Source organism: Cupriavidus sp. 05L310 (assembly GCF_056398185.1).
The window spans coordinates 89353-104435 of sequence record NZ_JBFTOX010000005.1 but is presented as its reverse complement, the minus strand read 5'-3'; the positions used below and the strand labels follow the sequence as shown (position 1 = coordinate 104435).

The following is a 15083-nucleotide window of genomic DNA, read 5'->3' as shown; positions in this document are numbered from 1 at the left end:
CTCAGTGTCCTTCCCTGTGCATGCCGGCGTCGCCGTTGCTGTCCGGCTGGTCAGGCTGGCCGGAAGGCGGCGATGGCGGGGGAGGCGTCCCCGGCGCTGCCTTGGTCTTGCTGAACTTGCCGATCACGACGAAGAACATCGGGATCATGAAGATGGCCAGGAAGGTCGCCGTCAGCATCCCGCCGATCACGCCGGTACCGATCGCATGCTGGCTGCCCGAGCCCGCGCCGTTGCTGAGCGCAAGCGGCATCACGCCAAGGATGAAGGCGAGCGATGTCATCAGGATCGGGCGCAGGCGCAGGCGGGAGGCCTCCACCGCCGCATTGATGGTGCTCATGCCCTGGTCGCGCAGGTCGCGGGCGAATTCCACGATCAGGATGGCGTTCTTGGCCGACAGGCCCACCGTGGTCAGCAGGCCGACCTGGAAGAACACGTCGTTCTCCAGCCCGCGCAGGGTGGCTGCCAGCAGCGCGCCCAGGACGCCGAGCGGCACGACCATGATCACAGAGAACGGAATCGACCAGCTTTCATACAGCGCGGCCAGGCACAGGAACACGAACAGGATCGAAATGCCATAGAGGATCGGCGCCTGCGAGCCGGACTGGCGCTCCTGGTACGACAGGCCCGTCCATTCGTAGCCGATGCCGGGCGGCAGTTTGGCGGCGATGGCTTCCATGGCGTTCATCGCCTGGCCGGTGGATTTGCCGGAAGCGGCCGCGCCCTGGATCTCGGTCGCCGGAATGCCGTTGAAGCGTTCCAGCTTGGGAGATCCATAGATCCAGGCCCCCGAACCGAATGCCGCGAACGGCACCATGCCGCCGGACGCGTTGCGCACGTACCAGGCGTTCAGGTCCTCGGGATTCATGCGGAATCTCGGCTCTCCCTGCACGTAGACCTTCTTGATCCGGTTGTCGGTGTCGAGGAAGTTGTTGATGTACAGGGAAGCCCATGCCGCGGAGAAAGTCTGGTCGATGTCCGCGGCGCTGACACCGAGCGCATTGGCTTTTTCGCGGTCGATGTTGACCTTGAACTGCGGTGTGTCGTTCAGGCCGTTCGGGCGGACCTGCGCGAGCATCGGATCCTGCGCCGCCATGCCGAGCAGCATATTGCGCGCCTGCATCAGTTTCTCGTGGCCCAGGCCGGCGCGATCCTGCAACTCGAAGTCGAAACCCGCGGCCGTGCCGAGTTCCGGGATCGACGGCGGATTCAACGGGAACACGTTGGCGTCCTTGTACCCGGCGAAATGTCCGAAGATCCGCTTGACCAGGGCAGGGGCTTTAAGGTCCGCGGACTCGCGCTGCTTGAAGTCCTTCAGCCGCACGAACACCAGGCCGGAGTTCTGCCCCCGGCCGGCAAAGCTGAAGCCGTTCACCGTCAGCACCGCCTCGACCGCGTCTTTCTCGCTATTCAGCAGGTACTGCTGCACATCCAGCAGCACCTTGGCGGTGCGCTCCTGCGTGGAGCCCACGGGCGCCTGCACCAGCACGAACATCGTGCCCTGGTCTTCTTCCGGCAGGAACGCCTTGGGCAGCCGCACGAACAGGAAGCCCACGATCAGGATCACCACCAGGTAGATGATCAGCCAGCGGCCGGAGCGCCGGATCACGTGCACCACGCCGCCACGGTATTTCTGCTGGCTCTTCGCGAACGTACGGTTGAACCAGCCGAAGAAGCCGGTCTTTTCGTCGTGATGGCCCTTCGGGATCGGCTCGAGCATGGTCGCGCACAACGCCGGCGTCAGGATCAGCGCGACCATCACGGACAGCACCATGGCGGCGACGATGGTCAGCGAGAACTGCCGGTAGATCGCGCCCACCGAGCCGCCGGAGAACGCCACCGGCACGAACACCGCCGACAGCACCAGGGCCACGCCGACCAGCGCGCCGGTGATCTGCTCCATGGCCTTGCGCGTCGCGTCGCGCGGCGACAGGCCTTCCTCGGCCATGACCCGCTCGACGTTCTCCACCACCACGATCGCATCGTCCACCAGCAGGCCGATGGCCAGTACCATGCCGAACATCGACAGCGTGTTGATCGAAAACCCCACCACCGACATCACCGCGAACGTCCCCAGCAGCACCACCGGCACCGCGATCGTCGGGATCAGCGTGGCGCGCAGGTTCTGCAGGAACAGGTACATGACCAGGAACACCAGCACGATGCCTTCGATCAGGGTCTTGATCACTTCCTCGATCGACAGCGTGATGAACGGCGTGATGTCGTACGGATACTCCACCACCACGCCCTGCGGCGCGTACCGCAGCAGCTCGGTCATCTTGGCGCGTACCGCCTTTGCTGTGCTGAGCGCGTTGGCACCGGTGGCGAGCTGGATGCCGAAGGCCGCGGTCGGCTGGCCGTTGTACTTGGTGTCGAAGTTGTAGTTCTCGCCGCCAAGATCGATCCGCGCCACATCCTTCAGGCGCACCTGCGAGCCGTCGGTATTCACTTTCAGCAGGATATTGCCGAACTGCGCAGGGGTTTGCAGCAGCGTGGCTTCCGTGATGGTGGCCTGCAGCATTTGTCCCGGCACCGACGGCGTGCCGCCCAGGCTGCCGCCGGCCACCTGCACGTTCTGCGCCGCGACCGCGTTCTTGACGTCGATCGGCGTCAGGCTGTAGTTGTTCAGCTTGGTCGCGTCCAGCCAGATGCGCATCGCGTACTGCGTGCCGAACAGCGTCACCGTACCGACGCCGTCGATCCGGCTGACCGGGTCCAGCACCTTCGATGCCACGTAGTTGGCGAGGTCGTAGCGGCCCATGCTGCCATCCTTCGACACAAAGGCGAGGATCAGCAGGAAGCTGCTGCTCGATTTCGTGACCTTGGTGCCCAGTTGCTGCACGGCCTGCGGCAAGAGCGGCGTCGCGAGTTGCAGCTTGTTCTGTACCTGGACCTGCGCAATGTCCGGATTGGTGCCGGCCGCGAAGGTCAGCGTGATGGTGGCCGTGCCGGAGTCGTCGCTGGTGGAGGACAGGTAGAGCAGGTGATCGAGACCGCTCATCTGCTGCTCGATTACCTGCGTGACGGTATCTTCGACGGTTTTTGCGGAAGCGCCGGGATAGGTGGCGCTGATCTGGACGGCGGGCGGGGCAATCGTCGGGTACTGGGCAACCGGCAACGTGGCGGTGGAGGCCAGGCCGGCCAGCATCAGGATGATGGCGATCACCCACGCAAAGATTGGCCGGTCGATAAAGAACTTTGCCATGAAGGCGGCTCCCTTTTATTGCGCGGCCGGGGTGGATGACGGGGATGGCGCCGACGATGGCGCCGCTGTCGCCGATGCCGCAGGCGCGCTCGCGGGGGGCGTTGCCTGCGCGCCGGAGGCCGGCTGCGCCGGCACCTGGGCCTCGACCGGCTTTACCGTCATGCCGGGTTTTGCCTTTTCCACGCCGTTCACGATCACGCGATCGCCCGGTAGCAGGCCGCTGTCCACCACCCAGCCATTGCCGAAGGTGCCCGAAGTGGCGATCTGGCGCTGGGCTACCTTGTTGTCCTGGCCGACCACGAGCACCACCGGCTGCCCCTTCTGGTCATGCGTGACGCCGATCTGGGGCACGACGATGGCCTTGTCGTTCATGCCCTCGTCGATGCGCGCGCGCACGAACATGCCCGGCAGCAGCACCCGGTCCTGGTTGGGGAAGATCGCGCGCACCGTGACGGAGCCCGTGCCCTGGTCGACGCTCACGTCGGTGAACTGGATCTGGCCGGTCTGCGGGTAAGTGCGGCCGTCTTCGAGCAGCAGCGTGACCTTGGCGGCGTTGGCGCCGCTGGTCTGCAACCGGCCTTCCAGGATCTGGCGGCGCAGCCGCAGGCCTTCCACGCTCGATTGCGTCAGGTTGACGTAGATGGGGTCCATTTGCTGCACGGTGGTCAGCAGGGTGGCCTGGCTGGCCTGCACGTAGGCGCCCGGCGTGACCTGCGACACGCCGCTGCGCCCGGTGATCGGCGAGACGACATCGGTGTAGCCCAGGTTGATCTGCGCCGTTTCCACGCCAGCCTTGCCAGCTGCCACGTCGGCCACCGCCTGGCCCAGCGCGGCAACGGCGTTGTCGTAGTCCTGCTTGCTCACGGCGTTTGCCCCGACCAGTATCTTGTAGCGCTGGACCAGCGCTTGCTGCGTGCCGACGTTGGCCTGCGCCTTCGCCAGCGCCGCCTTGGCATTGTTGAGCGCGGCAATGTAGGGCGTCGGGTCGATCTTGTAGAGACGCTGTCCGGTCTTGACGTCGGAGCCCTCGGTGAATTCCCGGCGCTGCACGATGCCATCGACCCGCGCGCGCACCTGCGCCACCAGGAACGCGCTGGTGCGGCCGGGTAGTTCGGTCGTGACAGGCACGGTGGCCGGCTTGACGGTGACGACGCCGACTTCCAGCGGCGGGGGCGGCGGCGCAGCAGGTTTCTGTCCGCACGCGGCAAGCACTACGGCAATCGTCGCGGCACTGATATGGCGAAATGGAACCCGCTCGATGCGCATGAAAGAACCTCGGAATCGGTGGTAGGGGACTGGAGACACGAAAACACGCATGCGCCGGATGCCCGCCGGACCGGGCCGGCGGGGCGGCTTGACGGCCCGGTGACGGATGCGGCGCGGCGGGGCGCCGGCCGGCGCCGGGGAAGCAAGGCGGCAGCCATTCCGGCTTTGCGCCGCGCAAGGCCATCGTTGAAGGTTCGGCTATCGGTCGTGGCCGCGATCAGGGCGGCGGCGATGGCCGGAAGCCTCGCACGGCGCGCGGGAAAGGCCGTGAGAGCGTTGATGCCTGACCTGGCCATGGGAAATGGCAGGACGAACGAGGTGGAGGAAGGTGATTTCCGCAAACTGAATGCGAGCCTGTGTCAGTGCACTCAATCCAGCCATTGCTCGATCACTTCATCGTGACGTCATGCCGTCATGCCGTGAAGCGCTGTGACTATTCATTTACCGTCACAGCAGGGCAGAGTGGGGCGAAACGGCGGGGCGAAATGGCGCATCACATCACTCTAGATCACTTGCATGACAATGCAAGGAACGTCGTGAAGTATCGCGGGCCGCACGAGCCTGGCGCGGAAGTCGGCGATACGCCGCGATTGCGGCGGCGGACAGCGACGCACCCCCTGCGATGGAATAAAACCGGGGCGCCATGCGTTTACCCGTTGGGCAGGACCGGCGGCGGCATGCGCGCAGCCGGCCGTGGCGCATGCGGCATCGGCCGATGCCGCCGCCGCGTGGCCTGCCACCAAGGAGACCAACATGAAAGCGCTCCGACTGGTTTCAGCATTGCTGCTGGCGTTGATGGCGGTGGCGGCCTGCTCGTCGGATGGCGGCGGGTCCGGCCAGTCATCGGCCTCGCGCGACGGCAGTCGTAGCACGAGCGGCACCGGCGGCATGGGCGGCGGCGGGTACTGAGATCCGCGCGGATGCATCGGGATGCGTGCCCCATGTCTTGTCAGCTGTGAGCTTTGGCGATGACATAGCGGTCTGGCTTCCGCAACTGCGGCGCTATGCGCGCGCCCTTACCGGCGACGCCGCGTGGGCGGACGACCTGGTGCAGGACACCGCGGAGCGCGCGATCGCCCAGGGCAGCCGCCTGCGCGCGGGCAGCAACGTCAGGGCCTGGATGCTGACCGTGCTGCGTAATCTCTATATCGATCAGTTGCGCCGCCGCCGCGAAGTGGCCGTGGACGACGCCGACCCGCTGTGGCAGCGGCAGGAGGCCCCGGCAGGCGAAATCGACGGGCTCTTGCTGCGCGATGTGCAACGCGCGCTGTACCGGCTGCCGGCAGAGCAGCGTGAAGTGCTGCTGCTGATCGTGCTGGAGGGCTTGAGCTACCAGGAGGCCGCCGCGGTATTGCAGGTGCCGCCTGGCACCGTGATGTCGCGCCTGGCGCGGGCGCGGGAGCGCTTGCGCGCGTGGCTTGGCGATGGCACCGGTGGCGCAGGTGGAAACAGCGAGCGGCACGTGCCGCTCAAGGTGGTGAGAAATACGCCATGAACGACGATCGGGAAACTGGCTCCAGCCAACCCGCACCGGATATCGAGGCGATAGCGCGCTTGTGCGCGCTGGTGGACGGCGAACTGCCGGAGTCCGAAGCGGCGGCCGCCCGCGCGGCGCTGGCGCATGACGCGCAGGCGGCAATGCTGGCGGAGCGCTATCGCCAGCAGAATGCCGCGCTCAAGGCCTTGTTTCCGCTGCCAGCCAACCTGCGTTATGTGCTGGTCAGGGCGCGGCCGCGCTGGTGGCGCCGTGCCCTTGCCGCGCTGGGCTGGGCGCTGGCCGGAATGGCGCTGGCCCTCGGCGTGGCCTGGCTTCCCGGTGCGAGCGCCGATCCCCGCGAGTTCGCGCGCCACGCCGATGCCGCCTACGCGGTGTTCGCGCCCGAACAGCGCCATCCGGTCGAGGTGGCGGCTGCCGACCAGCCACACTTGCAGGCCTGGTTGTCGCGCCGGCTCGCGCGCACGCTGACCATCCCGTCGCTGGACGAATACGGATTCGCGCTGCTGGGTGGCCGGCTGCTTGTGGGCGACGCCGGCCCGGCTGCGCAACTGATGTACCAGAACGCGGCCGGCGAGCGGCTCACGCTGTACATCACGCCGGCGGCGCCGGCTTCGGCCTCGCTCGGCCTGCTGCGCCAGGCGGACCGCCGCACCTATTACTGGGTCGGGGGCGGAGCCGGCTATGCGCTGTCAGGCCAACTGGGCGAAGCTCGCCTGCGCGCCATCGCCGGCGATGTCTGCGCCAGCCTGGGAGGGCATCCGGAGGCGTGGCGATAGCGGTCCGCGGCGCGTTTTGACGACGTCAGGCAGCGTGGCATGAACGGGGGAATAAACGGGGGAATAAGCGGGGGCGCCAATCCGTTTACGTAATGCAGGCGCGCAGGCGCGTGCGCCAGCCGCGCCAGCGGGTCCTGCAGGCAAACCGATGTGCCGCGGGATGTGCCTTGCGCGTTGCCCTGGTACGTCGCAAACGTCGGGCGTTCGTTCCCTGGGATGACATCATGGGAAAAGCTCTGGGTGCCGTGGCGGCGTTGCTTGCCGGCCTCGGCTTGAGCGTGCCGGCCGCAGCGCAGATGGCCGCTGACGCATGGAACGGCTATTCGTCGCCCTGCCAGCAGATGGCGGGACAGGTGGAGATCGATGGCTACCTGCAGCAAGTGGTCGGGCTGGCCTGCCTGCAGCCGGACGGTTCGTGGCAGATGGTGGAAAGCTCCGGCGGCACCATGATCTATACGCAGCCGGCTTACTACGTCGATCCGTGGTACTGGGCGCCGGTCGGTGTCGGCTTTGGGGCGAGCTTTATCTTCGTTGACCGTTTTCATCACTTTCACCATATGCACCACATGTCCTTCGCGCACGCGGGGGGCGGCTTCCATGGCGGCATGCGCGGTGGGTTCCGGGGCGGGTTCCGCGGTGGATTCCAGGGTGGATTCCATGGGGGCGGCGGTGGCGGTGGCCACCACCATTGAGGAGGGAGGCCGGCGCCGGACGTGAATGCGAAACAGGTGCTTCCGCCCGACTGTTCCACGGCGCGGTTTGCGCGGGCCCTGGATGATTTCGCCTCGGTGCTCGGGGAGGGCGCGGTATTGTCCGCGCCCTCCGACCTCGCCGCCTATCTCGATCCCTACTCGCCACTGCCCGATGAAGATCCGGGGGCCTTCGCCCCCTCCGCGGTGTTGCTGCCGGCCAGCATTGCCCAAGTGCAGGACGCGCTGCGCGTGGCAAGCGCCGCGGGCCTTGCGCTCTGGCCGGTTTCCATTGGCCGCAACCTGGGCTACGGCGGCGCCGCGCCGCGGCAGCGCGGCACGCTGGTGCTCGACCTGCGGCGCATGAACCGCATTCTCGAAGTGAACCCGGCGCTGGCCTATGCGCTGGTGGAGCCGGGCGTCAGCTATTTCGATCTCCACGCGCATTTGCGCCGCGAAGGCATTGCGCTGTGGATCGATCCGCCGGCGGTCAGCTGGGGCAGCGTGATCGGCAATACGCTGGAGCGCGGGTTTGGCGTCACGCCCTATGGCGATCACGCCGCCATGCAGTGCGGCATGGAGGTGGTACTGGCCAGCGGGGAGATCGTGCGCACCGGCATGGGCGCGCTGTCCGGCGGCACGGCCTGGCAATTGCACCGGGACGGCTATGGCCCTGGCATCGATGGCCTGTTCATGCAATCCAATCTCGGCATCGTCACCAAGATGGGCATCTGGCTGATGCCCGCGCCGGAGACGGTCTTGCTGTGCCAGGCCAGCTTTGCCCGCGAATCCGACCTGGAGACGGTAGTCGACACGCTGCGCCCGCTGCGGCTGGCCGAGGTCGTGCACGGGCCGGCCGTGATCGAAAGCGCCGTGCGCTGGGCCGCCGGCGTGTCGGCGCGCAGCGACTGGTATGACGGTGCCGGCCCCATGCCGGCAACGGCGCTGCAAGCCATGATCCGCAAGCTGGACATCGGCTGGTGGAACCTGCGTTTCGGCCTGTACGGACCGGCCGCGCTGGTGCAGGCGCGCTGGCGCATCGCGCGCAAGGCATTCGGCGCGATCCCCGGCGCGCGCCTGCGGGCCTGGCCGTACGACGCCGCCGGCGTGGCCAGCGCGCCGCCGGACAGCGCAGGCGCGCTGGGCCTGCTTGGCGTGCCCAGCTTGTCGGCCATGCGCATGCTGGCGTGGTGCGGCGGCGACGGCGCGCACCTCGATATCTCGCCACTGTGCCCGGCCACCGGTGCCGATGCCATGCGGCAATACCTGCTGGTGCGCGATCGCGCGGCGGCGCACGGCTTCGACTACTACGGTGGCTTCACCGCGGCGCCACGGTGCCTGCATCACATCTTCGCCGCCATCTTCGATCGTGCCGACCCGCAGCAGCGCAGCCAGGCGCGCGCGCTTGCGCACCGGCTGGCGGGCGAACTGGGCGCCGCAGGCTACGGCCTGTACCGCGCCCATCCGGACCTGATGGACCGCGTGGCGGCACAGCAGGATTTCAACGGGCATGCCATGCTGCGGCTGGTCGAGCGGGTCAAGGATGCGCTCGACCCGGTGGGCATGCTGGCGCCGGGGAAGCAGGGCATCTGGCCACGCGGGCGGCGTCCCCGCGCGCAGGGTGGCGGGGACAATTGACAAGGCTGGTGCCGTTCTATACCGTGGAACTGTGTGCGGGAATGTCGTTCCTTCGCCTGCGCCATTCAAGCTTTCCAGTCCTGTTTCCTGTTTCCTGTTTCTACATACATGCCACGTAAAGCTGCCCAGCTATCCGAAGCCGACAAGCATGCCGCGGAAGGCGGCGCCGTAGCCGTGGACCGGGCCCTCTATGTGCTCTCCGCGTTCCATCTTGGCGACACCACACTGAGCCTGGTCGAACTGGCACAGCGTACGGGCCTCTACAAAAGCACGCTGCTGCGCTTGCTGGCGTCGCTCGAACATGCCAGGCTGATCCTGCGTCATACCGATGGCCGCTATGGGCTAGGTCCCGAAGTGGCTCGCCTGCACTCGGTGTATTCCGCCTCCTTCTCGCTGGAGATGGTGGTGATGCCCGTGCTGCGCCAACTGGTGCAGGCCACGCGCGAGAGCGCCGCCTTTCACGTCGAGCAGGGCGAGCATCGCCTGTGCCTGTACCGTGTCGATTCGCCGCAGCCGGTGCGCGACCACGCCAAGGCGGGCGAACTGCTGCCGCGCAACCGCGGCGCCGGCGGCCGCGTGCTGCGCGCATTCAGCGGCGCGCGCGGAGAGATCTACCAGAAGATCCGGGAAGAGGGCGTTGCCGCGCTGGTTGGCGACCGGATCCCGGACATTGCCGGCGTGTCATCGCCCGTGTTCGGTCCGGACGGCCAGCTGAAGGGCGCGCTGACGTTGACCTGCCCCACGCCGCGCTTTGACGAGGCGTTTCGCCCGCATGTGCTGCTTGCGGCGCGTGACCTGACTGTGGCGCTGGGGGGCACCTTCCCGTTTCCTGTCTGATACCCGGGGATCCAGGCCTCGCTGGCGCTTGCCACGGTCGCCGGACGCACGCCGGCTCGCTGTTAGCGCTGCGTCGCTTCCTCCGTCCGAACCTGACACGAAACCAACGATGTTTGTCAGGGACAACCATGCCCGGCTTGTCGGGGGTGCCCGGTGGGGCCCCATGACGTTATCATGCGCCTTTGCGAAATTGACCCGGTATCCAGGCCGCCCCCGCCCCCGCACCTTCCCGTCAACGTCACCGGCAACACGGTATCTTCAAAGGAATCCCGTGCAGTTAGACCAGCAAACGATCGTCGTCGTCATGGTGGTTGTGTACGCCAGCGCGCTGGCCATTTCGGCGGGCCTCCTGGCGGCCTTGCGTCCCAGTGCCGCCGGGCGCCTGTGGGCATGGGGGCACCTGCTGGTGTCGGCGGCCGGACTGGTGCTGGCCGCCAATGCGTCGGCGCGCCTGGTTTATGTCGGCGCCGCGGGCGCGGCGACGTTTATCGCCGGCAGGCTGCTGATTTACCGCGGCGTGCGGATCTACTGCGGCCTGGTCTCGTGGGACCGCTCGCTGGCAGTGGGCGTGTCGGTGGCCGGACTGGCGCTGCTCGGGGTCGCCGGCATGGCCAACAGCCAGGCGCGCATGCACGTGATCGGCTATGGCTGCCTGGCCCTGGTGGCTGCGCTGACCGCCGGCACGCTGCTGTGCGCCCACGGGGGCCGGCGCAGCATCGGCACGCCGCTGGTGGTGGTCGCCAGCCTGATGCACCTGACGACGCAACTGGCCGGCTTCGCCGCCGGTGTGAACGGCATGGTGGCCTCGGGCCCGTTCTACGCCAGCAGTGCGGACGCATTCCTGCTGCTGACGCCGCTTGTGGCTACCTTGCTGGGGTTGTTCGGCTTCACGCTGATGGCAATGGAGCAGGTTATCGCCGCCAAGGAAGACGGCGCCCGGCTGGACGCGCTGACGCGCCTGCTCAACCGCGGCGCGCTCGACAAGGCGGCTACCAGCCTGGTAGCGGCATGGGAGCGCCACGGCCAGCCCTTGTCGTGCCTGGTGATCGACGTCGATCATTTCAAGCAGGTCAACGACCGTAACGGCCACCATGCCGGCGACAGCGTGCTCAAGCTGATTGCGGAGGCCATTGACAATTCGCGGCGCGCCTCCGATGTGGCCGGCCGCTACGGCGGCGAGGAGTTCTGCATCCTCTGCCCGCATACCGATGAAGGCCAGGCCACGACGCTGGCCAACCGCATCCTGAAGAAAGTGCGTGCCATCCCGCTGCCCGGCGACGGGACGGCCTTCGCCAGCGTAAGCATCGGCGTGGCCGAGCTGCGGGGCGGGGCGGCGGGGGTGGACGGGCTGTGGCGCGCGCTGTTCGCGGCGGCCGACCGTGCCCTCTACGCGGCCAAGGAGTTCGGCCGGGACCGCTATGCGCTGGCGTCCTGGATGGCGCCGGCCACGCGGCCGGTACCTGGCGACGTGGGCGATTCCGTCCACGCGCCGATCCGGTAGTTCTACCGCTCAGTCCTGCGCGGGCGGCACGTCCCGCGGCGGATGGCCGTCATAGGTCCAGATGTACTGGCGCGGGATGGGGCCCTTGTTGCGGCCGCCTTGCTGGGTTTGCTCCCATGCGTGGGCCAGGATGCCGACGGAGCGCGACAGGCAGAACAGCCCACGCGCCAGGGGGGCAGGGAAACCCAGTTCGGCATAGATCACGGCCGTGGCGCCGTCGATATTCATGGGGATGGGCTTGCTGCGGCCGGCGCCCAGTTCGGCCTCCACCGCGCGCGCGATGCCGGCGAAGCGGCCCGAAACCACGCCTTCGGCCGCGGCCTTGTCCACCAGTGCCAGCAGGCGTGGAGCGCGCGGGTCCAGCGGATGGAAGCGGTGGCCGAAGCCGGACACGAACTTGCCGTGGTTGTCGCGGTAATCCGCCAGCGCACCCTTGACCGCTTCTTCTTGCGTTTGTCCGCCGTCGACGCGCCGCGCCACATCCTGGTACAACTCCACCGCCTGCTCGCCGGCGCCGCCGTGCACGTCGCCCAGCACGTTGACGGCCGACGCCATGGCGTTGTTCAGCCCCACACCGCAAGTGGCAGCCATGCGTGCGATCGCGATGCTGGGCGCCTGCGGGCCGTGGTCCACCGCCGACATCAGCGCGGCATCCAGCAATTCGCCCTGGCCGCGGCCCGGCAGATCGCCCCGCAGCATCAGCCAGATCATCTGCGCGAACGACACCTGACCGATCAGTTGCTCGATGGGATAGCCGCGGTAGCGGATCTCGCCGGGCTGCATGTCGATGATTTCGGTGCGCCACCAGTCCTGGGACAGCCGCTGGCCTTCGTTGATGGGTTCGCTCATACGGCACGCTCCTGTTGCAGGGTTTCGATGTCAGCTTCGCCATAGCCGAGCTGGGCGAGGATTTCGCGGGTGTGCTGGCCGAGTTCCGGCGGCGGCGTATCGACCGACGGCGCCTCGCCGTTGAGCTTGAAGCCCGTGCGCACCAGCCGGATATCGCGGCCCACGCCGGGCACGTCGGCAAAGTCGCCGATCATGCCGCGCCCGCTGACCTGCGGGTGGTCCAGCGTTTGCGGCACGCTGTAGACCGGGCCGGCCGGCACGCCGGCCTCGTTGAACAACTGCCACCATGCGTCGGCGGACTTCTTCGCCAGCTCGGCTTCCAGCTCGCGCGTCAGCTCGGCGCGGTTGGCCAGCCGCGCCTGGCGTTCCGCGAAGCGCGCGTCGGTGGCGAGTTCCGGGCGACCCACCACCCGGCATACCGCTTCGAACTGTTCCTGCTTGTTGGCGGCGATATTGATCAGGCCCTCGCCGGTGTGGAAGGCCCCCGACGGGCTGGCCGTCATGTTCTCGTTGCCCATCGGCGCCGGAGTCTTGCCGGCGATCAGGTAGTTGGAGACCACCCAGCCCATGGTGGCGAGGGTGGCCTCGAGCATCGACACATCGATGAAATAGCCCTCGGTACGCTGGTGGTCGGCCAGCGCGGCGGCCACGGCAAAGGCCGCGGTGATGCCGCCGATGGTGTCCGAGACCGGGTATCCCACGCGGTAAGGCGCGGTCTGCGGGTCGCCGGTGATGCTCATCACGCCGGACATGCCCTGGATGATCTGGTCGTACGCCGGCAGGTCCGAGAGCGGGCCGTCCTGCCCGAAGCCGGAGATCGCGCAGTAGATCAGCTTGGGATTGATCAGCTTGAGAGCGTCGAAGCCCAGCCCCAGCCGGTCCATCACGCCGGGGCGGAAGTTCTCCACCAGCACGTCGGCGCTCTCCACCAGCTTGCGGAACACTTCCTTGCCGCGCGCGTGCTTGAGGTTGACGGTAATGGAGCGCTTGCCGGGGTTCTGCGCCAGGAAGGACACGCCCATCAGCCGGCGGTTGAGTTCGGCGTCGGCACCGAGCTGGCGGGCGAGGTCGCCGGTGCCCGGCGTTTCCACCTTGATGACTTCAGCGCCCATATGGGCCAGCTGGTGGCAGCAGAAAGGGCCGGCCAGCACATTGGTGAGATCGAGGACGCGGATATGGCGTAGCGGTTTTTGCATGGCGCGGATTCCAGGTATCAGTGCCGGGGCCGGCTTCGTGGCAGCGAAGCCGGCCCCGGGGTGCGGAGCGGTCGGGGCGGTAAAGACCGGGAGGCTTTACTCTACCTTGGCGCCGGACTGGCGCACGATGGTGCCCCAACGGGTGTTTTCCGCCTTCATGAACGCGCCCAGGTCGGCAGGGCTGCCGCCGCGCGGCTCGCTGCCTTCCTCGCGCATCTTGGCGATGGTGTCGGGCTGGGTGATGGCCTTGTTGATTTCCTCGTTGACGCGCTTGACCACGTCCGCCGGCGTGCCGGCCGGCGCTACCAGCGCCTTCCAGTCCTCCGCCTGGAAGCCGGCGTAGCCGCCTTCGATCACGGTGGGCACGTCGGCCAGCAGCGGCATGCGTTTGGCCGAAGTCACCGCCAGGGCACGCAGCTTGCCGGCCTTGATCATGGGCAGCGCGATGGGCGGCGTGGCGAAGTAGAAATCGGTCTGGCCGCCCAGCAGGTCGGTCAGTGCCGGGGAGGCGCCCTTGTACGGCACATGCAACATCTTGATGCCGGTGCGGCGGGCAAACATCTCGCCGGTGAGGTGGCCCACGGTGCCGGTGCCGGCCGAGGCCATCGATAGCTGCTTGCCCTTGCCGGCGGTAACGAGATCAGCCAGGTTCTTGTATGGCGCATCCTTGCGCACGATCAGCACCAGCGGCTGCGCGGAAACCAGCGCCACTGGCGTGAAATCCTTGATCGCGTCGTAGGGCATCTTGGGATACAGGGTGGGATTGATCGCCAGGTTGGCGGTCTGGCCCATGCCCAGCGTGTAGCCGTCCGGACGGGCCTTGGCTACTGCGTCCATGCCGATATTGCCGCCTGCTCCGGCGCGATTTTCCACCACCACGTTCCAGTGGGTGGACATGCCTACCTTGTTGAACACCAGCCGGGCCATGACGTCGGTGCCGCCGGCGGGGGGGAAGGGTACTACCAGGCGCACGGGTTGGCTCGGGTAGCTGTCCGCTGCCGCGGGGGTGGCGGCGGTGGCGAGCATGGCGGGGATGGCGAGGAGGAGCAGGGCACGGATGGGGGAGGGGAAGAGGGTCAATTTTGTCTCCTGTTTGGGGTGGTGCTCTGCACCGTTGGGTGATTTTTTGTGTTCTGTAGGATAGAACAGTGGTCTTACTTAGGGAATTTATTCGAGAGGATAGGAGGGGTGGGGAGGGTTGTCAAGGGTGGGGTTTTATGTGGTTTTGGGGCTTGGGGGTTTTTTATGGAGCGGTGTTGGTTTTTGGACCCAAAGGAATACGACATCCCCCTGCGGGGGACGCCGGTCACTCTTCTTTGCTTCGGCAAAGAAGACTAACGAGAAGAAAGCCGACCCTGCCGGGGGCAGAGCAATAAGGCTTATGGGCCTCGGTGGTTTCGTCGTACGGCCCTGAGTGTTGGCTGGCGTGCCTCACCGGCTTGAAGGACATCGCCACTGCATGACCCAATGGTTTCGTGGTGCGGCCCCCGATGGCGGGTGCCGTGCCCATTCGGCCATCTGCCGTTCGCGGTGCCGAGCGCCACGACGCTGCCCGCCTTGGTGGTTTCGTGGTTTTGTCTCTGGCGGCACGCGCGGTGATTGTTCGGTCCCTGCCGTTCGCAGGGACGGGC

Annotated in this window: 12 protein-coding genes; 7 read left to right on the top strand and 5 right to left on the bottom strand. The window is 67.3% G+C overall.

The window, feature by feature from the left end; translation table 11 throughout:
- Position 1 precedes the first annotated feature (1 nt).
- Both AC1DS6_RS04710 and AC1DS6_RS04705 read right to left on the bottom strand, forming a co-directional pair.
- Positions 2-3202: an efflux RND transporter permease subunit gene (locus AC1DS6_RS04710; protein WP_441636813.1), complete on the bottom strand. Its 3201-nt coding sequence runs from the start codon at positions 3200-3202 to the stop codon at positions 2-4.
- A gap of 15 nt (positions 3203-3217) precedes the next feature.
- The gene (locus AC1DS6_RS04705) at positions 3218-4468 is read right to left on the bottom strand and encodes an efflux RND transporter periplasmic adaptor subunit (protein WP_441636815.1); all 1251 of its coding nucleotides are present in this window, start codon (positions 4466-4468) and stop codon (positions 3218-3220) included.
- A gap of 753 nt (positions 4469-5221) precedes the next feature.
- Here AC1DS6_RS04705 and AC1DS6_RS04700 point away from each other — a divergent pair.
- The 7 genes from AC1DS6_RS04700 to AC1DS6_RS04670 all read left to right on the top strand — a co-directional run bounded on the left by AC1DS6_RS04700 (position 5222) and on the right by AC1DS6_RS04670 (position 11407).
- Positions 5222-5377: a hypothetical protein gene (locus tag AC1DS6_RS04700; protein WP_200876776.1), complete on the top strand. Its 156-nt coding sequence runs from the start codon at positions 5222-5224 to the stop codon at positions 5375-5377.
- Between the two features lie 46 nt (positions 5378-5423).
- Complete coding sequence (locus tag AC1DS6_RS04695) at positions 5424-5963, top strand: sigma-70 family RNA polymerase sigma factor (protein ID WP_477102211.1); 540 nt, start codon at positions 5424-5426, stop codon at positions 5961-5963.
- Positions 5960-6742 carry an anti-sigma factor family protein gene (locus AC1DS6_RS04690; protein WP_441637572.1) on the top strand — a complete coding sequence of 261 codons (783 nt, stop codon included), beginning with the start codon at positions 5960-5962 and terminating at the stop codon, positions 6740-6742. Before AC1DS6_RS04695 ends, AC1DS6_RS04690 begins: the two co-directional genes overlap by 4 nt.
- A gap of 224 nt (positions 6743-6966) precedes the next feature.
- Positions 6967-7434 carry a hypothetical protein gene (locus tag AC1DS6_RS04685; RefSeq protein WP_477102181.1) on the top strand — a complete coding sequence of 156 codons (468 nt, stop codon included), beginning with the start codon at positions 6967-6969 and terminating at the stop codon, positions 7432-7434.
- A 21-nt stretch (positions 7435-7455) separates the two neighbouring features.
- On the top strand, positions 7456-9069 hold the full coding sequence (locus tag AC1DS6_RS04680) for an FAD-binding oxidoreductase (RefSeq protein ID WP_477102180.1): 1614 nt from the start codon (positions 7456-7458) through the stop codon (positions 9067-9069).
- 108 nt (positions 9070-9177) lie between these two features.
- Positions 9178-9906 (top strand): IclR family transcriptional regulator, encoded by a 729-nt coding sequence (locus tag AC1DS6_RS04675; RefSeq protein ID WP_441636462.1) that lies wholly within the window; start codon positions 9178-9180, stop codon positions 9904-9906.
- Positions 9907-10177: 271 nt separating this feature from the next.
- Positions 10178-11407, top strand: a complete 1230-nt coding sequence (locus AC1DS6_RS04670; protein WP_441636460.1) for a GGDEF domain-containing protein — start codon at positions 10178-10180, stop codon at positions 11405-11407.
- Positions 11408-11416: 9 nt separating this feature from the next.
- Here the strand turns inward: AC1DS6_RS04670 and AC1DS6_RS04665 are convergent, their stop codons facing one another.
- The 3 genes from AC1DS6_RS04665 to AC1DS6_RS04655 all read right to left on the bottom strand — a co-directional run bounded on the left by AC1DS6_RS04665 (position 11417) and on the right by AC1DS6_RS04655 (position 14478).
- Positions 11417-12256 carry a citryl-CoA lyase gene (locus tag AC1DS6_RS04665; RefSeq protein ID WP_441636458.1) on the bottom strand — a complete coding sequence of 280 codons (840 nt, stop codon included), beginning with the start codon at positions 12254-12256 and terminating at the stop codon, positions 11417-11419.
- Positions 12253-13452 (bottom strand): CaiB/BaiF CoA transferase family protein, encoded by a 1200-nt coding sequence (locus AC1DS6_RS04660; protein WP_035868222.1) that lies wholly within the window; start codon positions 13450-13452, stop codon positions 12253-12255. Before AC1DS6_RS04660 ends, AC1DS6_RS04665 begins: the two co-directional genes overlap by 4 nt.
- Positions 13453-13548: 96 nt before the next feature.
- Complete coding sequence (locus tag AC1DS6_RS04655; RefSeq protein WP_441636466.1) at positions 13549-14478, bottom strand: Bug family tripartite tricarboxylate transporter substrate binding protein; 930 nt, start codon at positions 14476-14478, stop codon at positions 13549-13551.
- Positions 14479-15083 lie beyond the last annotated feature (605 nt).